Origin of the sequence: Nitrospira sp. (genome assembly GCA_024760525.1) — a bacterium.
GTDB lineage: Bacteria > Nitrospirota > Nitrospiria > Nitrospirales > Nitrospiraceae > Nitrospira_D.
The window spans coordinates 503966-522582 of record CP060499.1; the positions used below are offsets into that span (position 1 = coordinate 503966).

16 protein-coding genes are annotated in these 18617 nt (G+C 58.1%); 6 read left to right on the forward strand and 10 right to left on the reverse strand.

Features of this window, described 5'->3' with window-relative positions; all coding sequences use genetic code 11:
* Positions 1-47 precede the first annotated feature (47 nt).
* Together H8K04_02435 and H8K04_02440 are read left to right on the forward strand one after the other, a co-directional pair.
* Positions 48-350 (forward strand): antibiotic biosynthesis monooxygenase, encoded by a 303-nt coding sequence (locus tag H8K04_02435; protein ID UVT16442.1) that lies wholly within the window; start codon positions 48-50, stop codon positions 348-350.
* A 223-nt stretch (positions 351-573) separates the two neighbouring features.
* On the forward strand, positions 574-1161 hold the full coding sequence (locus tag H8K04_02440; protein ID UVT16443.1) for a GAF domain-containing protein: 588 nt from the start codon (positions 574-576) through the stop codon (positions 1159-1161).
* Between the two features lie 84 nt (positions 1162-1245).
* On the opposite strand, the gene H8K04_02445 is transcribed toward H8K04_02440, so the two are convergent.
* A complete protein-coding gene (locus H8K04_02445; GenBank protein ID UVT16444.1) occupies positions 1246-2466 on the reverse strand; it encodes a PepSY domain-containing protein in 1221 nt (406 codons plus the stop codon).
* A gap of 122 nt (positions 2467-2588) precedes the next feature.
* Between H8K04_02445 and H8K04_02450 the strand changes: the two genes are divergently transcribed.
* Positions 2589-3563 carry a serine acetyltransferase gene (locus H8K04_02450; protein ID UVT17837.1) on the forward strand — a complete coding sequence of 325 codons (975 nt, stop codon included), beginning with the start codon at positions 2589-2591 and terminating at the stop codon, positions 3561-3563.
* A 148-nt stretch (positions 3564-3711) separates the two neighbouring features.
* Here H8K04_02450 and H8K04_02455 read toward each other — a convergent pair whose 3' ends face one another.
* Both H8K04_02455 and H8K04_02460 read right to left on the reverse strand, forming a co-directional pair.
* Complete coding sequence (locus tag H8K04_02455) at positions 3712-4716, reverse strand: cysteine synthase A (protein UVT16445.1); 1005 nt, start codon at positions 4714-4716, stop codon at positions 3712-3714.
* A gap of 152 nt (positions 4717-4868) precedes the next feature.
* Positions 4869-6653: a glycoside hydrolase family 15 protein gene (locus H8K04_02460; protein UVT16446.1), complete on the reverse strand. Its 1785-nt coding sequence runs from the start codon at positions 6651-6653 to the stop codon at positions 4869-4871.
* A gap of 48 nt (positions 6654-6701) precedes the next feature.
* On the opposite strand from H8K04_02460, the gene H8K04_02465 reads away from it, so the two are divergent.
* Both H8K04_02465 and otsB read left to right on the forward strand, forming a co-directional pair.
* Positions 6702-8942 carry a trehalose-6-phosphate synthase gene (locus H8K04_02465; GenBank protein UVT16447.1) on the forward strand — a complete coding sequence of 747 codons (2241 nt, stop codon included), beginning with the start codon at positions 6702-6704 and terminating at the stop codon, positions 8940-8942.
* Between the two features lie 7 nt (positions 8943-8949).
* Complete coding sequence (gene otsB, locus H8K04_02470; GenBank protein UVT16448.1) at positions 8950-9726, forward strand: trehalose-phosphatase; 777 nt, start codon at positions 8950-8952, stop codon at positions 9724-9726.
* Between the two features lie 78 nt (positions 9727-9804).
* Here the strand turns inward: otsB and H8K04_02475 are convergent, their stop codons facing one another.
* Positions 9805-11352: a fused MFS/spermidine synthase gene (locus H8K04_02475; GenBank protein ID UVT16449.1), complete on the reverse strand. Its 1548-nt coding sequence runs from the start codon at positions 11350-11352 to the stop codon at positions 9805-9807.
* Positions 11353-11555: 203 nt separating this feature from the next.
* Between H8K04_02475 and H8K04_02480 the strand changes: the two genes are divergently transcribed.
* Positions 11556-12869 carry a UDP-glucose/GDP-mannose dehydrogenase family protein gene (locus tag H8K04_02480; GenBank protein ID UVT16450.1) on the forward strand — a complete coding sequence of 438 codons (1314 nt, stop codon included), beginning with the start codon at positions 11556-11558 and terminating at the stop codon, positions 12867-12869.
* A gap of 156 nt (positions 12870-13025) precedes the next feature.
* On the opposite strand, the gene H8K04_02485 is transcribed toward H8K04_02480, so the two are convergent.
* From H8K04_02485 to H8K04_02510, 6 genes are all read right to left on the reverse strand, one after another.
* The gene (locus H8K04_02485; protein UVT16451.1) at positions 13026-13730 is read right to left on the reverse strand and encodes a HEAT repeat domain-containing protein; all 705 of its coding nucleotides are present in this window, start codon (positions 13728-13730) and stop codon (positions 13026-13028) included.
* Between the two features lie 26 nt (positions 13731-13756).
* Positions 13757-14524: a HEAT repeat domain-containing protein gene (locus H8K04_02490; GenBank protein UVT16452.1), complete on the reverse strand. Its 768-nt coding sequence runs from the start codon at positions 14522-14524 to the stop codon at positions 13757-13759.
* On the reverse strand, positions 14517-15659 hold the full coding sequence (locus H8K04_02495; GenBank protein UVT16453.1) for a HEAT repeat domain-containing protein: 1143 nt from the start codon (positions 15657-15659) through the stop codon (positions 14517-14519). The genes H8K04_02490 and H8K04_02495 overlap by 8 nt, the downstream gene beginning before the upstream one ends.
* On the reverse strand, positions 15638-16720 hold the full coding sequence (locus H8K04_02500) for a HEAT repeat domain-containing protein (protein ID UVT16454.1): 1083 nt from the start codon (positions 16718-16720) through the stop codon (positions 15638-15640). Before H8K04_02500 ends, H8K04_02495 begins: the two co-directional genes overlap by 22 nt.
* 99 nt (positions 16721-16819) lie before the next feature.
* On the reverse strand, positions 16820-18175 hold the full coding sequence (locus H8K04_02505) for a HEAT repeat domain-containing protein (GenBank protein ID UVT16455.1): 1356 nt from the start codon (positions 18173-18175) through the stop codon (positions 16820-16822).
* Positions 18168-18581, reverse strand: coding sequence for a hypothetical protein (locus tag H8K04_02510; GenBank protein UVT16456.1), 414 nt, complete (start codon positions 18579-18581; stop codon positions 18168-18170). Before H8K04_02510 ends, H8K04_02505 begins: the two co-directional genes overlap by 8 nt.
* Between the last annotated feature and the right edge of the window lie 36 nt (positions 18582-18617).

The window sequence follows — 18617 nt, forward strand, 5'->3', positions numbered from 1 at the left end:
CTAGGATGCTCACAACAATTCGTTCAATTTCAGAAAGGATGGACAACATGGTACGAGTGGCATTGTTAGTGAGGTTGCAGGCCAAACCGGGGAAGGAAGCGGAGGTCGCTCGTTTTCTCGAAGATGCCCTTGCTCTGGCGAATCAAGAAGCCTCCACGCCGATTTGGTTTGCCCTTAAATTGGGACCGGCCACATTTGGCATCTTTGACGCGTTTACCGATGAGACTGGGCGTAAGGCGCATCTGGCTGGACAAATTGCGGCAGCACTGATGGCAAAGGCACCGGCGCTGCTGGCTCAACCGCCTCAGATCGAACAGGTCGATGTATTGGCCGCGAAGATTTCGCAGTAAGGTTGCCGACTGGGACAGCGTGGTTCCGGCAGGGTGGGACGAGGGAGATGTCGCGGGAGCGATACGGACACTCTGTAAAATCCGCATTGCTCGATCGACTATACTGGCGGCTATTCTGACCGTCGCGGCCGCCACCCTCTTGTCCAATCTCTTCTCGACTTACCTTGACCGCGCTTCAGGTCCTGGTGCATAATCCGCGACCATTCTTTTCCCTTATCATTCGATGCCAAACAAACGAACCACATTCGACCGTGGCCTGATTGCCGGGTTGTCCGATACGGTTCAAGAAACCATCGCCGCTCGGGAAAATACCGCAGAATCACGATTCAAGTCGTGGTGCGAACGGCTCGGCACCAAATGGTCCAACCGTCATAACGCTCTTTTCCTGGAGGCCGCGGTGTCCGTGATGAACGCAGATCGCGCCAACCTTCAGTTCGCTCACGGTGAGCGATTAATCCTGAAAAGCCATCGTGGTTTCAGCAAAGCGTTTCTGGACTATTTCAAGGTCGTCGTTGACGAGAAGACGTGCTGCCTGACAGCCTGGAAAACGCGGCGTGCCATCCATGTCCAGGATGTCACGACCAGCCCGCACTTTTCCGAACCCGCCATAGAAGTCTTGCTCAAGGACGGGATTCGAGCCGTGTCTTCTGCGCCGTTGCTGACCGACGGTGGTCGTATGATCGGAGTGCTTTCCGTGCACTACTGTCAGCCCTATGCGATGTACGTGAAGGACCTGGCCCGTTTTCGTCGGCTCGCCAAATACATTGCTGAGTTACTCGATCAACGCTCAAGCCGTACTCGTTCCGAATGAGCGTTCTCCGTGGTTCTTGGGGCTACTGCCTCGTCTTTCGTGCTCCAGAGACTCCTCCCTCAATGACGCCGCCGGAAGAAGTCTTCAACCCGCACTGGTTAAGAGCCTTTGCCCCACGCGTCGGGCAGTCCAGCCGAGCAACACCCCCGCTGTGAACCCTGTCAGGTCGACACCTGCCAGCGCCCATTGCCCCCTCGGCAGGGTCATCAACAAATGGCTATTCGTCGTGAGTCCATTGAGGAGGGGCAAGAATCCCAACAGAAATGCCGCCCCATATAGTTGATCTCTCCAGGCCATGATGGAACATCGCCGCAACAGGCTGTGGGCAAGACAGAGCGCCCAGACGGCAAAGAAACAACGGATCTCCCAGAACGATCGCTCGCTCAATGCCAGCGGCAAGAGTCGATTTGCCCAAAAGAATGCGGCAACGGCCACGGGCAACCCGGCTACAGTCGCCACATTGAGGACTTCAACCACGCTATAGCCTACTCCGCGCGAATCCGCCTGGGATCTCTGTCGCTTGATGGTCCACAAGACGAGTCCTGTCGCGATCATGACCGTGGCCGTCAACCCCATGATGAAATAAAGCCAGCGCATCGGACTGCCCCCGAATTGTGCGAAGTGCAGCACAGAGATCAGCGGCAAGATGCCTTCGCTGTCTCGTAGAAGCGGGACGTCCACCGGCATATAGATCGACCAGAAAATCATGAGACCGGTGACGGCAATCATCAGATGAAACGGGATCATCAGGATGCCGGTCAGGTTGTGCGCGTCCAGCCAGGCGCGTGGATGATAAGGCCGGAGGCGAAGCATCACGACGTCCTTGAACACCCATCGATGACTACACAGTCCTGTGGCCAGGGTGATGAGCATCATAAGCGCAGCAGCAGCCACCACCCATGCGCCGGGCCACCCGAATAGCAGTCCATAATGGAAATGGTAGAAGAAGTCGCCTCCCTGAGTGTCGCGGAAGATCACCATGCGGCCCGTGACGGGATCGACTGTTTGCCCGGAGAACGTCCGCTTCTCCTGGAGCTTGACCATGCGGAGGAGGGGGCTGTCGGAGGAAACGTCCGGATTCTCAGGCGCAGGCAGCGAGGTCAGCTCGGCCGGCCAAGGCATAGATCCATCGATCTGACCGGTATCCGAAGAAAGCTCCAGCAACTCCGGTTGCATCCAAGACGTGATCTCCGCGTCGAATACGGTCAGTGTCCCGGTCAGAAAGACCGCAAACAAGAGCCACCCAAAGAGAAGCCCGATCCATGTATGCAGCCAACTCATCAATTGGGTGAGGCGATTTTTCATAGGCAAGCGGTTCCACTCTATCAAGGAGGTGGCAGTGTGCGCCACAGGCGCGCTCGTCCACCCACCGGCTTCTGATCAGAATGGCTTCCGCCAAGGCCGACGTGGTATTGTTCGTCAACGCTATGGACGACGACACGATGCACCGGCAGGACACTCCGGCGACGAATTGGAACTTGGATCAGATCGTCACGGAACTGCGCGCCTCGCGTGAGCTCACGCACAACATCCGGCATCAAGGACGGATTCACAAATTGCCGTCACGGAAGGCGCTCCTCGGCATCGTCGAAGGTCTGTGTGCCGCACTGTTTCCGACGCACTACGGACGCGCGGATCTCAACGAGACCAACATCGATTACTTTGTCGGACACACCTTGAATCAGACCTTGCCGCTTTTGCAGGATCAAGTCCGCAGAGGGTTGGTGTTCGCATCCCACACGGACGAACAGGACGACCGCTCGCTTACCGACAAAGCGAGTGCAATTACAAGCGAATTTGCAGGCCAACTCCCGAACGTGCGGGCGTTACTCTTCACCGATTTGCAGGCTGCGTACCGAGGCGACCCTGCGGCCACCAGCACGTCCGAGATTCTTCTGTGCTATCCCGGTATGACGGCCGTCATCTATTATCGTATCGCCCATGCCCTGCATCGCTTGGGAGCGCCGCTGATCGCTCGGTTGATTTCGGATATCGCGCATTCGTCCACGGGCATCGATATTCATCCGGCTGCCGACATCGGCAGCCACTTCTTTATCGATCACGGGACCGGTGTCGTCATCGGTGAAACCACTGTCATCGGAAAACATGTCCGTCTCTATCAAGCCGTCACGCTTGGCGCCAAACGGTTCGCAGAAGGCGAGCAGGGTGTTCTGGTCAAGGGAGAGCCTCGCCATCCGATTGTGGAAGATGACGTGGTGATCTACGCAGGCGCCACGATCTTGGGACGTGTCACCATCGGCCGGGCGTCCGTCATCGGCGGAAACGTGTGGCTGACTCAAAGCGTGCCGGCACGAAGCCACGTCGTCCAGGCGCAAATGCGCACCTCAGCGACCATTCACTCAAAGCCGATCGAGACCCCGTCCACAGACCGCAAGACGTAGCGGTCGGCTGGTTTATATCCTTCCAATTTGCCGGCTTTGATCCGTCAAGATCCGGACCCATCGGAAGATAAACGTGGTACTCGCTCATCGCTGCTGTTCAAAAGCATGCGGTATGAGGGGGTGTTTACGGAGACGCGACCGCGCGGCACTAGGCAAGAAGGGTCTCGATGGACAGATCGGTCCTCAGTCCATTGGCCGCCAGCCATTCCGGATTGAAGATCCTCGATTGATACTTCGCGCCGGAGTCGCACAAGATGGTCACGATAGTCTGACCCGGTCCTCGCTCGAGGGCCATCCGAACCGCGCCGGCGACGTTGATGCCGGAAGACAGGCCGAGAAACAGCCCTTCTTCGCGCAGAAGCTGGTACAGAATGGTAAGCGCCTCCTGGTCGGGAATGCGCCAGGCGGTATCAACCGCAATCCCCTCGAGGTTCTTGGTCACGCGGCCTTGGCCGATACCTTCGGCAAACGAATCGCCGTCGTTTGTCTCCGTGTTGCCGTTGGTAAACCACGACCACATCGCCGCGCCATAAGGGTCGGCGCAACCGATCGTGATCGTTGGATTGCGTTCCTTGAGATATAGGGTTGTTCCCGCCAGTGTCCCGCCGGTACCGACGGCGGATACAAAGGCGTTGACCTCCCCGGCGGTCTGTTCCCAAATTTCCGGACCGGTCGTGCGGTAGTGGATGAGCCGGTTGGCGGTGTTGTCGAACTGGTTGGCCCAGAACCAGCCCTTTTCCTCCGCCATCCGCCGGGCGACATGATTGTAGTTGGCCTGATTGGAATAGGGTTTTTCCGGGACGGGGAGTACCTCTGCGCCAAGGGCGCGCAGCAGGTCGATTTTTTCACGCGACTGAGTCTCGGGAATGACGATGACGGAATGGTACCCTCTGGCATGGCCGACAATCGTGAGGCCGATACCGGTGTTTCCAGCCGTCCCTTCAACGATGGTGCCGCCCGGTTTGAGGAGCCCTCTCGCCTCGGCATCCTGGATGATCCCGAGCGCCGCGCGGTCTTTCACCGACCCGCCCGGGTTCATGAATTCGGCCTTCCCGAGTATGTCGCAGCGTGTCAGTTCTGAAAGGCGGCGCAGGCGGATAAGCGGGGTATTGCCGACGTGGCCATCCACCCCGTGATAGCGTGATGTATTCATCGGATTATGTGTGCAGCTGCATCCCGGCAATAGTCGTAGTTCTTCTGGATACTGCTTTACGGCACAAAACGCAAGGGGGTTCGCAAGGACGAAGCCGAATCGGCGAGTATTGGCCGCTTGAACAAGTGGATGTTGCAGCCGATCGACGGGTGCTAGAGCACGTCACTCCACGGCGGACTGACGGCAAACGCGGCATTGATCAAACCGACGTGCGAATAAGCCTGTGGGAAATTACCGAGCTGGAGGCGGGTTTCCGGCACGAAGTGTTCGGCAAAGAGCCCCACGTCGTTGGCTCCGGTGAGAATCTGCCTCATGATCTGCTTCGCTTCGGTCAGGCGGCCGAGTTTGGCCAGTGCCTGCACGACCCAGAATGAGCAAATGACAAAGCTCGATTGCGGTTTTCCGAAGTCATCCTGTCGCAGGTAACGAAAGAAGAAGCCCGTCTCCTTCCCGTCGCGGCGTAAGGCCAGGGCCTGCTTGATCTGCGTGATCGTCGTATCGCACACTTCCCGATCCGGAAATCCAAGAATGGCCAATTGCGCCAGGGACGCATCGTAACTGTCGTCGGTCGGCCCGTTCCGCAACGCCTTGTCTTTCGTCGCTTGCAGCAGGGCGTTCGCCGCTCTGGTCCGCGCCGCGTCGAGGTCGGTCGTCAGATCACGGAGAAAGCCCGCACGCTGCATGCGGTAGGCCCGATCGAGCCCGGCCCAGTTCATCAGGTTGGTGAACGAGTGCTCCTTCCAGCCGTTACGAATCTCCCATGGTCCGGCGTCCGGTTGAGAAATGCTTCGCTCGCAGAGTCGGACCAAATTCGCGACCAGCGCCTCGTGGTCTTTGGTCCGCAGGTCAAAAAATCGGTTGTCGAAGAAGATCGGAGCGAGTGTGAGAATCATCTCGCCGTAGACGTCGTTTTGTACATGTTCGGCGGCTTGATTCTGGCTCCGTACGGGACGGCTGCCGAGAAAACCCTGCCAATTGGTGTGTTCGGTTTCCGGGATGGGCAGATCTTGGCTCAGCGTATAGACGGGCGCCAGGCGATCCTGAGAATGCTCGTACGCATATCCCACGTTGAGCAGAAATTTCAGGAACCCTTCCATTTCCTCGAAGTGCCCTAGGTTGTAAAAAGCGGACAGCGAGAAGTGCGCATCGCGGAGCCAGCAGTAACGATAGTCCCAGTTTCGAGGGCCGCCCGGCTCTTCCGGCAGGCTTGTCGTCAGGGCCGCGAGAATCGCCCCGGTGTCTTCATAGCAGTGGAGTTTGAGTGCAAGGGCCGAGCGGATCACTTCCTCCTGATACACGACCGGGATCGAACAATGTTTCACCCAGCTTCGCCAGTACTTGGTCGTTTGGTCCAGAAATTCATGGCTGACCTTGACCAGGTCGTCTTCAATGCCGATTCCCCAGGTCAACGCAAAGTAGAGCTTCGATGTCAGCTTGACCGGTGATTGTTCGCAGAGGTACGTGAGCGGCATGTTGGTGAGCAGACGCAAGTACTCACCTCGAATATCGTACCGGAGATGGCTGCTGCCGCGGACCGAACGGACCGCGCTTTTCTCCCAGCCTGAAACCGGCTTGCAACAGACACGAATGGAAGGCGACCCGTTCAGCGGCTCCACGATTCGAAACAGCGCGGCCGGCCGGTAGACACGACCGTACTGCAGAAAACGAGGGCAAAAGTCGGTGATCTGGTATGAATCCCCGTTGGAAAGCGAGACGGTCGTTACGAGGATATTCGTGTTCGGGAGATATCGTTGAGTGGTGGTCGTTTCGGTTTCGGGTGCGGGCGAGGAGATGGAAAAGTGGCCGCCCTCCTCATCCAGGATTTTGCCGAAGACCGGAGGACTGTCCGGCCTCGGGAGACACAACCAGTCGAGTGATCCCTCCGCACTGATCAGCGCCGACACCTGGCAGTTACCGATGAGTCCGTACGAGTACACACTCTGACCATATTTGATTTATCCTCGAAAGTAAACTAACTTGTTCCTATGAGACTCTTGAGGCTCTCGCTCCGGTTTGTTCTCCCGTTGGGGATCGTGTTGGGGGTGATTGCCTTTGGAGTGATCCCGCTTGTCGACTCGCTGGAATTGAAATGGTTTGTCCGCGACCTCGACATGCGGTCCAAACTCATGGTCAATACCATGGAGGGACCGCTCGCGGATCTCCTGGTCTCCAACTCAAAGGGCAAGATCCTCGCATATTTTACTCGAATTATTCAGGATGAACGATTGTACGCGCTGGGATTTTGTGATCTCGACAACCGCCTGCTCTATGAGACTCAGGCGTACCCGCATGATATAACCTGTCAGGACACGCTGAGCCTTGCTCCCAGCTCCTCTACGGTGCGGTCGTTCGGCAGCGGACCTCTCTATATTACTTCAGCCTCCATCGAATCAAACGGTCGCCCGCTCGGACGACTCCTGCTCCTTCACGACATGAGTTTCATCCAGCAGCGCAGCAGCGATACGAAGTGGTATGTGTTCTATCTGTTTGCGGGCCTCGCAGCGGTCGTCTCGCTGGTCACCGTCTTGGTCGCACACTTCAGTTTGAAAGGGTGGGTTGCCGGGGTGCGAGCCATGCTGAAGGGAGAACGACTTCTGACCCCTCTGAAGCATGAAGAGCACGCGCCGGAACTCCAGCCCTTGGCGAAGGACTTGCGCTCGTTGGTGCTGGCGCTCGAGACTGATCGCCGCATGCGCGATGAGAGTCAGATTTCATGGACCCCGACAAGCCTTAAGAAAATTCTTCATGAACAGCTGGCCGGCGACCAGGTGTTGATCGTTTCCAATCGGCAGCCGTATGCCCACTATTGGCAAGATCAAAACATCGTGGTGCAAGTGCCGGCAAGTGGGCTCGTGTCGGCCTTGGAGCCGGTCATGCGGGCCTGTTCAGGAACCTGGGTCGCGCATGGAAACGGATCGGCGGACCGGGAAGTCGTGGACGAACGGAGTCATGTCGGCGTGCCTCCGTCGCATCCCACTTATGAGATTCGTCGCGTCTGGCTGACCGCGGAGGAAGAGGCCGGGTACTACTATGGGTTTGCCAATGAGGGGCTGTGGCCGCTCTGCCACATCGCCCATGTCCGTCCCACGTTCCGCTCATCGGATTGGAAACATTACGTGGCCGTCAACGAACGGTTTGCCCAGGCCGTCTATGAGGAGGCCACGACCGACAATCCGGTCGTGCTCGTGCAGGATTATCATTTTGCGCTGCTTCCGAAGTTGATTCGAGATAAATTACCGACTGCGACGATCATCATGTTCTGGCACATTCCATGGCCGAACGCGGAAAGCTTCGGGATCTGTCCCTGGCGCGAAGAAATTCTGGAAGGGTTGCTCGGAAGCAGCATTCTGGGATTCCACACCAGAGTGCATTGCAACAATTTCATCGATTGTATCGACCGGCAGCTTGAAGCGCGGATTGATCGAAACAGCTCGACGGTGTCCTATGGAGGCAAGATGACGGCGGTCAACCCCTATCCGATTTCCATTGAGTGGCCCCTGCAATGGCTCGGCCAGCAGCGGCCGGTGCCGGAATGCCGAATCAAGCTCCGGGAAGCCTATGGGATGCCGTTGGAACGTCTCATCGGCCTAGGAGTTGAGCGCCTTGACTACACCAAGGGAATCTTGGAGCGATTCATGGCCGTGGAACGGTTGTTGGAACTTCAGCCGGAATGGATCGGGAAATTTACGTTTGTTCAGATCGCCGCCCCCAGCCGTTCAATGATAGAGCAGTACCACCATTTTACCGGCCAGGTTTCCGCACTAGCGGAGCAGATCAACAAGCGGTTTGGGCGGGACGGCTATGAACCGATCTGCCTCCGGATTCAACATCATGAGCCGGCACAGGTCCATGAGTGTTACCGTGGCGCGGACGTGTGCGTAGTGAGCAGTCTCCATGACGGCATGAATTTAGTCGCCAAAGAGTTTGTCGGCGCTCGTGACGACGAGCAAGGGGTTCTGATCCTGAGCCAGTTTGCGGGAGCCGCCCGAGAGTTGACGGAGGCGCTCGTGATCAATCCGTACGACATCGATCAGTTTGCCGCGGCGCTCCACCTTGCCCTCACCATGCCGAAGGTGGAACAGCGGGCCAGGATGCAGAGCATGCGCGGCCTGATCCAGGAGTTCAATGTCTATCGGTGGGCCGGTCGAATGCTCATGGATGCCGCTCGGATGCGACAAAAGGAGCGAGTGATGAAACAAGTTGGACGGCCGAGTTTGTTGAATTGACGGACTGATGATGGACTATCTATTGACCGAGAACGGCAGAACCGACCTTGAGGCGCTCATGAAGGTCCGTTCTCTTTATGCGTTTGATTTTGACGGGACTTTGGCGAAGATCGTCCGAGATCACCATTCAGCCCAATTGGGACGTCCGATCCGCTTCTGGCTGGGAGAACTCGCCAAGCGTGCTCCCACCGCCATTATCTCGGGGCGTTCGGTGGAAGATCTGCGATCACGTGTCGGCACCGCCGTCCCCTACTTGATCGGCAATCATGGGTCCGAAGGACCGCATACGGCCCAGGAGGTCATCCAGCAAGTCCGAGAGATCTGTCATGGATGGCTGCAATTCATCAACGAACGATACCATGCCGAGCTGACTCGATGCGGGGCATCCGTCGAGAACAAGTCCTACTCGCTCTCGCTTCATTATCGAAATGCAGATCGGAGAGATGAAGCGAAGACACTCATCTTCCGCATCCTGGACGAATTGTCTCCCCGCCCCCGGATCGTCCTCGGAAAATCAGTCGTCAACGTCATGCCATTGGGGGCGTCGCACAAAGGCGAGGCAGTATTGGAATGCATACGTCAGTTCAACTGTACGGCCGCTCTCTATGTAGGGGACGACGAAACCGATGAAGATGTCTTTGCCTTGGGGGATCCCCGCATTCTCACCGTGAGAATCGGCAAGAAGAACGCCTCGTCTGCTCGATTTTTTCTGAAACGGCAGACGGAAATCACGGAGGTGCTACGGCGACTGGTAGAAGTGGCTGATCGAAGTATTCATACCTGAAGCAACCGCCTGGAACCTCCGCATGAGGTTATTCGGCGGTTCTCGCCGTCGTCACAGCCGCACTCCCTCTTGCCTGCGTCATTCCCTCAATTGAGATCGATCTCGTCCAAGCAGAAGGTCGTAAGGGGCATAGTCGTCGCTGAGGACGACGCCGGGGGGCCAGGGTTCGGTCCGGCGGGTGCTCAGCAGCGAGATGGCTTCAAGCGGGACGCGCTGGTTCGTCGCCATCTCGGTGATTTGTGTCATGAGATGGTCAGCTGATTCGCGTTCGATGTACCGGCCTCCAAAGAAAATGAGGTTCTTCGCCGGGGTCATTCCGGTTTTCCATGGGCCTTCGACCGCGAAGGTCTCGAGGGCCGGAAAGGCCTGTTTCATGGTCTGCACCACTGCCGCCGCCCGGGCAAGATCTCCTTCTTTTCCGGACGACGCCAAATTGACCGCGACGATCCCCTCAGGGTTCAGACGCGCCCGTACCAAAGCATAAAACTCCGCCGTGGTGAGATGAAACGGGATCATGTCCCGCGCAAACGCGTCGATCCACATGACATCGTAGGTATGTTCCGTGGCATTGAGAAAGGTTCGACCATCCTTCACAAAGACATGGTGATTGGCCGGTGGGTGATACTCAAAATACTCTTCCGCCATGCGGACGACGACCGGGTCGAATTCGACAATGTCCAGCTCCAACTCAGGCCGATACCGCGCCAACCACTTCGCCAATGATCCGCCGCCATGACCGATGATGAGGCCTCGTTTCGGTTCGGAGACGAGCGCCAGGGAAGACACCATCATTTGGCTGTAGGGGAGAAAGAGAGAAACAGGCTCGACTTTCCACATGGTGGCATGGAACGTTCGATCCAACACCAGATAGCGGAAAAGATCGTCTTCTCGGATTCGAACCTGCTGATAAGGACTTTCCTCTTGATGGATGGGGACCTTCAGTCGTTGGAGCGGCTGGAGGGCTATGGTCCCCAGGAGGGCACAGCAACCGAGCACGCCTAGTAGGACGAACCGGCCGGTCGAGGTTGCTTTCACGAGCCACCAGACCCCAAGCCCCACCTGAATGCCGCCCAACCATGCGACGAGGGATTGACTCCCAAGCCAGGATAAGAGGAAGAACGCGGTCCCCCAGGTTCCTGCCAAGCTGCCCACGGTCGACAGCGCGATCATGCGGCCGGTCTGCCGTCCGAGATGATCCATGTCCGCCACGGCCAAACGTAACATGGCCGGTAGGACACCACTGAGTCCGAACGCGGGGGGCGCGAGAAGGACGGTCGCTGCGAGACAGGGCCCCCAGCGAGGGTCCTGCACCAGCTTCTCGATTTCGAACAGAATCGGTTGGTTTGCCCAGGCGACGAGAAACGTCCAACCTCCGGAAAAAATCAGCAGGCCGGCCAATACGTGCCCGCCGGTATATCGGTCGGAGACCCAACCGCCGAACGCGTACCCGCTGCTCATAGCCGCCAGGATCACACCTATCAAGGCGCCCCAAACATAGAGCGAGCTGCCGAAGACAGGCGCCAACAGCCGACTGCCCAAAATTTCCAAGGCCATCACCACCGCCCCTGTGATCAGGGCGGTAAAGAGCAAAAACCAGCGGGGAATGTGTGGTGCGGGAGGAGTCATTGTTTAAACGGAGGGATGGAGGTGCTTCTCCTTATCGCATCAGAAGCGGCGTCGGATTGTACTCAACGCATTTTCTGAGAGTCAACGAAACTTCGGCCTCATATTGGCACCGACAATACTGAAGGATCATGGAATTCATTGCTCGCTGCGCGAGTGGTTGCTATACTTTCGGTCAAATCGCTTGTGGCAATAAGGAGGGGCGCATGCACATCAGTGTGATTGGGAGCGGCTACGTCGGACTCGTGACGGGAGCATGTTTCGCCGAGTTCGGCGTGCATGTCACCTGTATGGACAGCGATAGTCGAAGAATTGAGAAGCTCGAAAAAGGCGAAATTCCGTTCTTTGAACCTGGGCTCGCGGAACTGGTCGCCAAAGGAGTTAAAGAGGGCAGACTGAGTTTTACCACTGATGTCGCTCAGGCCGTCGACAAGGCGCTCGTGATCTTTATTGCCGTGGGAACCCCCCCGAGCGCGGATGGCAGTGCCGACTTATCGTTCGTCAAAGAAGTGGGAAGAGGCATTGCCCGCCATATGAACAGCTACAAGGTCATCGTGACCAAATCGACTGTGCCGGTAGGGACTGGGGAAACCATTCGAGAGGTGGTCAAAAAGACGCAGAAAGATGCCATCCGATTCGATATGGTCTCGAACCCGGAATTTCTCCGGGAAGGGTCGGCGATCGAAGACTTCATGCGTCCAAATCGCGTGGTGATCGGCGCGGACAGCGATCAAGCGATCGCCATCATGAAGGATCTCTATCGTCCCCTCTACCTGATCGAAACACCGATCGTCGTGACCGATGTTCCGACCGCCGAACTCATCAAGTATGCGTCCAATGCCTTCCTGGCGACCAAGATTTCGTTTATCAATGAGGTCGCCAATCTGTGTGAGAAGGTCGGAGCCAATGTTCAGATGGTGGCGAAAGGCATGGGGCTGGACCATCGAATCGGGTCAAAGTTCCTTCATGCAGGTCCCGGCTTCGGGGGATCCTGCTTTCCCAAAGACCTAGCCGCGCTCATTCAGACCGGAGAACGCAACGGTTACCCAATGCAGATTGCTTCCGCGGCGTCGCGCGTGAACGACATTCAGCGTGAGCGGATGATCGAAAAGATACGGGACGCGGTGGGAGGATTGAAGGGGAAGACGCTGGCAATGCTCGGCCTCTCCTTTAAACCGAACACCAACGACCTTCGAGAAGCCCCGGCCTTGGCGATCGGTCGGGAACTTGTCGCAGAGGGCGCAACCATTCGCGCATATGACCCGGAGGCTCTGACAGAAGCCTGCCAAATGATGCCCGAACTTCAGCCTTGCCGAGACACCTACCATGCGGCTGAAGGAGCTGATGCCTTGGTGATCATGACCGAGTGGAATGTGTTTCGAAACCTCGACTTTGAAAAGTTGAAGTCAGTCATGCGCGTTCCCATCGTGCTCGACCTTCGGAACGTCTACGATCCCGAACGTGTCACAGCCGCCGGGTTCAAGCATGTATCGGTGGGGCGTGCGGCACAAAATCCCTGACAGGCTGTTGAAAAATTCCGCCAGCAGTGTTTTCCCGGCGCGTAGAAGCTCAGCTTACGCTTCGCCTCCTCGCTTGCTGCGGTCTTGCTGGACGGACGTTTTGACCACCCAGTGGGTTTGCGCAAAATGGCCTGGTGGACATCTCGCTAGGTGTGGTTAGGTCAGCCGCGGCAACTCGGTCTTAGCCTGGTCCTTGGCTTTTGGCTTATATCCCATCCGATCGAGAACCTTCATGATTCGTGTCTTCAATCGGTCATCGGCTTCGGTTAACGCAGTCGCCAGCGGTTCTACGGCCGGCTTGCCGATCTTCCGAAGAATCTCGGTGGCTGATTGGCGCATCTCGTCTTCTTCGGACACCAGTAATGGAATGAGCGATGGTACAGACGGGCCACCGAGCTTAATCAGCGAATCATAGGCTCGTTGCCGTACGTCCCCGACCTCGTCGCTCAATGCCGCAACCAACGGATCGACGGCGCGAATATCTTTTAGCTCGCCCAATACCTCCGCCGCATACTTCCGGTTCAGCCAGTGTGAATCCCTCAGGTCGAGCAACATGGCATCGGCCTTGGCGGCATTAGGATCTTTGGGACGGATCCTGAAGCTTTTCGCGACGCGCTTCCCGCCTTCCTCTACGACACGGATGGTCGCGCCATCACCGGCTTTGAGTTTCTTGAGGTCTTCAAGGGCTTCCTCGGCCACGTCCAGAAGGACGGTTTTGCCGTCGTAGGCCAAGAGCTCGACCTCGAGCTGTCGACTTTCCGGATTGACCGCCACGACCCGTTCCGTCACCAAGTTGAACCCGTCCTTCTTGTCTCCGCCTTTGGGAACGATCTGAATCAGCTTTGGAGCTTCATCCGCCATGGGTAATGATCCTCTGTTTGAATAAGTTATTGTGGGGCAGGTTTCCAGCCGAGACTGGCCAGCACGGCCTCGGCCGTTTCCTGCACCATCGTATTTTCGTCCTCGAGCAGCGCCACCAAGGGCTGAACGGCTTCCTTCGCGCCCAGTCGAGCGAGCGATTCCGCGGCATTTCGACGGACCAGCCAATCCTCATCCTGCAACGACGTGATCAACGGAGGAATTCCTCGTTGATCCCCGATTTTCCCCAACGCCTCGGCGGCATGACGCCGCACCATCCAATTGGAACCCAGGAGCCCATCGATCAGCGCCTCGACCGCCCGCACATCGCCGATCTTTTTCAGCACCCGCGCCGCATCTTCCCGCAGGGTGTTGTCCATGAGCGCTTCGATTAGTCCGGGCACCGCCTGTGAATCGCCGATGCGCTCCAATGCCCAGACAGCCGCCGTGCGCACCGCGCCGTCCCGGTCCTTGATCGCTCTGACCAGCGGATCCACGGCGCGCCGGTCCCGCAACTTGCCGAGAGCCGATGCCGCCTGTTCCCTGATCGCCCATGAGTCGTCCTGTAACGCGTCGATCATCGGCTCCACGACCGATGGGCCCATCCGAACGACCGCGCTGGCAGCGGCTTCCCGGATCACCGCATCTTCATCGGCCATCAGATCGATCAACCGGGGAAGCGCTTCCGGACCGCTCTGACCGAGGCTTGCGACGGCGTGGTCGCGCAAGGCTTCGTTGTCGTCATGGAGGGCCCGTATCAGCTGCTCGATTCGATCGGATGCATCTTGTTCAGTCATGCTTGGTGTCCTCTTCGTGAGCCGGGCTTTCCATGGCCGTAAGAGCTTCCAGCTTGTCGGCGATCAGGCCGGCATTGTAGGCCACCAGACCGTCACGATCCGTCCTGAGCCGATCAAAAAGTTCCTTGTGCGGGCGCAAGACTTCCACCTCTTTGATCTTGGCCAAGGCCTCCATGGCATACACACGCAGCGGACGGATCGGAATGGCGTCAAGATAGAGCTGCGTCGGGCGCGCATCACCGATCAGTCCCAGGGCCTTGATCGCCAGCTCTTTGACGCCGGTATCCTTGTCAAGTCCCAGCCGCTTCATCAACGGTTCGACGGCGCGCACGTCCCCGATTTTTCCCAGTAAGTCAGCCGCCGCCTCGCGCACCAGCCAGTCTTCGTCTTCGAGATACTCGATCAAGATTTCCACGCTCGGCCGCCCGATCCCGAGTAAGTCGATGACGGTCGCCATTCGGGCCTCTTCGCGCTCGCTGGCTCCCTCGACCTCCCGCAACGCACTGAATGTCTCGTCGATCCGCTCCCGGATCGCGCCCAATTTCTTCAAGGTGCCGACGGCGATGTCCCGGACGACCGGCCGCCCCATCGCATCGATGAATGCATCGATGGAACGAGGGTCCAATAATTGATCCAGCATCAATGCGGCCGCGAGTTGCGCGTCCTGGTCCGGATGATTGAGCATCTCGCATAATGGAAGGACTGAGGTCGGAATCGCTCCAATCAAGTGAGTCAGCACCTGGCGTGCCTCGCCTTCCGGAGTTTTGGGCAATAAAGAAACCAACGCGCGGGCGGTGTCCATATCGAGTACGCCCGCCATCTGTTCAAGGGCCGCCGCGCCGGCTTTTCGGACGACCTCCTCGTCATGTTCGAGAAGTTCGACCAAGGCCACTCCGGCATGTGGGTCCTTGATTCGGGCCAGCATCGCCGCCGCTTCCTTTTTCAGTTCCGTGGGTCCGGACCGTAAGGCCTCGATGAGCGCCTGGACCGACCGAGGACCACCGGCCACACAGGCCGCCGTTGCTCGCATACGGCGCCAATCTTCTTCATGGATCAGTTCGGAGACCAGCGTTTCAATCGTTTCCTTCGACATGGCATTCAGGAGAAGAACGGCTAGATTCGGTTGGGTCTCCATCCCGCCGATGTCAACGTCTCACGGACATGAAACCGGAGATTTTCATCGTGCGAACTTTTCAACAGTGGAATCAGGAGTGGAACGATCTTCGATCCGAATTTGGCCAAGGCAGCGGCCGCCTCCGCCCGGGTAAACGTCGGTTCCAACGCCGCGATGAGCGAAGGGATGGCCCGGTCATTGCCGATCAAGCCCAACGCCCGCACGGCTGCGGCTTGCGTGATGAGTTCTTCGTTCCACTGGTCCCCGCAACCGGCCACTGTCCTCGTCACTTCCGGGGTGTTGGTTCCTGTGAGAATCCCGATCAGCACCGGAACCGCACGCGGGTCACCGATCCGACCGAGCGTTTCAACCGCCAATGTCCGTAATCCAGGCTCACGCATGGCCGTGAACAGATACTCGACTGCCTGCGGATCGCCGATTTCGCCTAATGCCCGCACGGCATCTTCGCGAACCGCCGAATCTTGATCATTGAACAACACCGACAGCAGAGGCTCCACAGCCTGCCGTGACCTGGTCTTGCCGAGCGATTCCACCGCATGAAGCCGCACCCGCCAGGCCTCATGTTGCAAGGCATTGATAAGCGACGGGATTGCCGCGTCACCAAACGCGGCCAGCGCAGCGGCCGTTTCTTCGCGCACCGCTTTGACCTTGTCCTGCAACAGTGGGATGAGGGGCTCGACGGTGCCGGTGTGCCGTATCCGACTCAGCGCCTTGGCCGCGTGCATCCGAACGATCCAGTCGCTGCTGCCCAGCGCGCGGACGAGGGGGGGCAGCACACGCTCATCGGCGATCGTCGCTAAGATCGTCGATGCCGCTTCTTGAACTGAGAGGTCGGTCTCGTCCAGACAAGCACCCAGCACCTCGACCGCCGGTGCTCCAATCACACGCAGCGCTTCGATCGCCGCCTCGCGAACGGAGCGGTCGCGATCCCGGAGGAGAGAAATCAGGGGAATGACGGCCCGCGGGTCCTTGAAGGTACCAAGAAGGCCGGCCGCCTCTTCGCGGATCGCCCAATCCTGGTCCCTGAGGGCCGCGATCTGTTCTGTCACCGCATCGGTCATATTACTCTCCGGCGCCACAAGTGATCGCTATTCGCTGGGGCGCAGAGCCCGTTGCGTTACCGGCGCATGAGGCATGAGCACATGCTCGTTATGATGCGATCACGCGATGTCGCCGGATGGGCCAAAGCGACCGGCTTGTCCCAGGGGGCGGTCGACGCGCAGATTGTCTGCCTGGCTTGAGCTGATTTCCACCTCTTCATCATGAGGCGTCCATCCAAGCTTTTCCAGCGTCTCGAGAGTGATCTGCTTCAAGGCGTCCTTTGCCGTCAACCGAACAGACGCGTAAGAAAGCACACGTTCTTTTTCAGCCTCAACTTCGGAGGCCTTGGGATCATAGAGGAAGGCGATCAAAGGTTCGATGGCCGCGTCACCGATCACCGCCAGAGCCGCTGCTGCCTTTTCTCGTAATACCCCATCCTTGAGCAACATGATCAGGTCCGGGATGACCCGAGGGTTACGAAACTGACCAAGGGCGGTCGCCGCCGCTTCCTTGATGAACGCATCCTCGCTCACAATGCACCCCGGCGTGGGCGAACCTTCTTGCTTGATCCCCTTCCCTTTTAAGGCATTGAGGACAGCCGGGAGGGCGCGCGAGTCGCCGATCATGCCGAGTGAAGCAATGGCATGCCGCTTCACGGCTCCGTCCTTCATGGCTTCCATCAGCGCATCGATAGCCCGGGAATCGCCGATCATGCCGAGCGCAATCGTCGCATCTTCACGAACGGCTCGATCAGGGTCTTTCAAGGCGGCAATCAAGGCATCCACCACTTTGGCGTCTCGCACCCAGGTCCTGCCGATTTGATAATCGGTGGTCATTCCACCCAATGCGCGGGCCGCGTGACAGCGAACGACAAAGTCTTTGTCCTTCAAGCTTTCAATCAGTGGATCGACCGATGGATGTCCGATGTAGACGAGCGCTGTTCCCGCTGTTTCCCGCACAATCTTGGAAGAATCCCGGAACAGCTTGACCAGGACCGGAATGGCCTTTGGATCGGCGATTCGGCCCAGGGCTTCCGCCGCTGCACTCTTGACGGCTCCGTCGCGATCGCGACACGCGACGATCAAGGTGTCGACCGATCGGGAATCTTTGAGTTTGCCGGCGGCCTTCGCGGCGTGTTCGCGGACCCGCCAGCGCTCGTCTTTCAAGGCGGTAATCAGACGATCAAGAACCCCTGGACCCATCTTTGCCGCCGCGTCGACCGCTTGGTCCCGAACTTCCATGATGGAATCATTGAAAAGGCCGATCAGCGCCTCGATAGCCTTCGGACCACCGATCTTCGCGACACCGCAGCCGGCATGTGCCCGCACGGACCAGAAGTCATCGCTGCACGCGCCTATCAGCGCATCCAAGGTAGCGGGGTCTCCCAGGTCGGCCAGGGTCTTCGCCGCCTCTTCACGGGTGGCGTCGTCCACATCCTCGAGCGCTTCTAAGAGATGTTCGAGTACGTCAGCCATTGTTGGGCTTTTGGTCATAGTAGGGATCGGGTTGCCCGCCATAGGGATACATACGCTTGCACAGCACGACCAAGGTGTGTGTTCCGCGACCTCCGACACACTGATCCAGTGATTTTGAAAAGTCGAGCGTGCCGTTCAGATTGACCGTAAAGGGAAAATCGAAAGTGAAGCTGATGAATTTGTACTTACCCGGCCGGAGCTGCAACTCGCGAGGTTCCGATGTCTTGGGGGCATCGAGCGAGTCGGGGTCGGAATTCCAGATCGAGGGTGTGATCCCCGGCACCTGCCACCATGAAGTGGGGACGAGCTTGGTTGCATCGATGGTAATCGGGTGTTCTTTGAGATGAGCAGTCGGCGGCTCTCCCGCGAACCCTCTTTCGCTCGAAGCTATTGCCAACAGCCCCATGAGGGCCCAGCTGCATGCGAGTGACCAGCGTCGTAT

What these genes read in the sequence shown, in the direction of transcription:
- H8K04_02455 (UVT16445.1), bottom strand. Translation starts at nt 4,716, where the DNA reads ATGAATACATCACGCTATCACGGGGTGGATGGCCACGTCGGCAATACC.
- otsB (UVT16448.1), top strand. Translation starts at nt 8,950, where the DNA reads ATGATGGACTATCTATTGACCGAGAACGGCAGAACCGACCTTGAGGCG.
- H8K04_02465 (UVT16447.1), top strand. Translation starts at nt 6,702, where the DNA reads ATGAGACTCTTGAGGCTCTCGCTCCGGTTTGTTCTCCCGTTGGGGATC.
- H8K04_02500 (UVT16454.1), bottom strand. Translation starts at nt 16,720, where the DNA reads ATGACCGATGCGGTGACAGAACAGATCGCGGCCCTCAGGGACCAGGAT.
- H8K04_02490 (UVT16452.1), bottom strand. Translation starts at nt 14,524, where the DNA reads ATGACTGAACAAGATGCATCCGATCGAATCGAGCAGCTGATACGGGCC.
- H8K04_02440 (UVT16443.1), top strand. Translation starts at nt 574, where the DNA reads ATGCCAAACAAACGAACCACATTCGACCGTGGCCTGATTGCCGGGTTG.
- H8K04_02485 (UVT16451.1), bottom strand. Translation starts at nt 13,730, where the DNA reads ATGGCGGATGAAGCTCCAAAGCTGATTCAGATCGTTCCCAAAGGCGGA.
- H8K04_02480 (UVT16450.1), top strand. Translation starts at nt 11,556, where the DNA reads ATGCACATCAGTGTGATTGGGAGCGGCTACGTCGGACTCGTGACGGGA.
- H8K04_02450 (UVT17837.1), top strand. Translation starts at nt 2,589, where the DNA reads ATGGACGACGACACGATGCACCGGCAGGACACTCCGGCGACGAATTGG.
- H8K04_02445 (UVT16444.1), bottom strand. Translation starts at nt 2,466, where the DNA reads ATGAAAAATCGCCTCACCCAATTGATGAGTTGGCTGCATACATGGATC.
- H8K04_02435 (UVT16442.1), top strand. Translation starts at nt 48, where the DNA reads ATGGTACGAGTGGCATTGTTAGTGAGGTTGCAGGCCAAACCGGGGAAG.
- H8K04_02495 (UVT16453.1), bottom strand. Translation starts at nt 15,659, where the DNA reads ATGGAGACCCAACCGAATCTAGCCGTTCTTCTCCTGAATGCCATGTCG.
- H8K04_02505 (UVT16455.1), bottom strand. Translation starts at nt 18,175, where the DNA reads ATGGCTGACGTACTCGAACATCTCTTAGAAGCGCTCGAGGATGTGGAC.
- H8K04_02475 (UVT16449.1), bottom strand. Translation starts at nt 11,352, where the DNA reads ATGACTCCTCCCGCACCACACATTCCCCGCTGGTTTTTGCTCTTTACC.
- H8K04_02510 (UVT16456.1), bottom strand. Translation starts at nt 18,581, where the DNA reads ATGGGGCTGTTGGCAATAGCTTCGAGCGAAAGAGGGTTCGCGGGAGAG.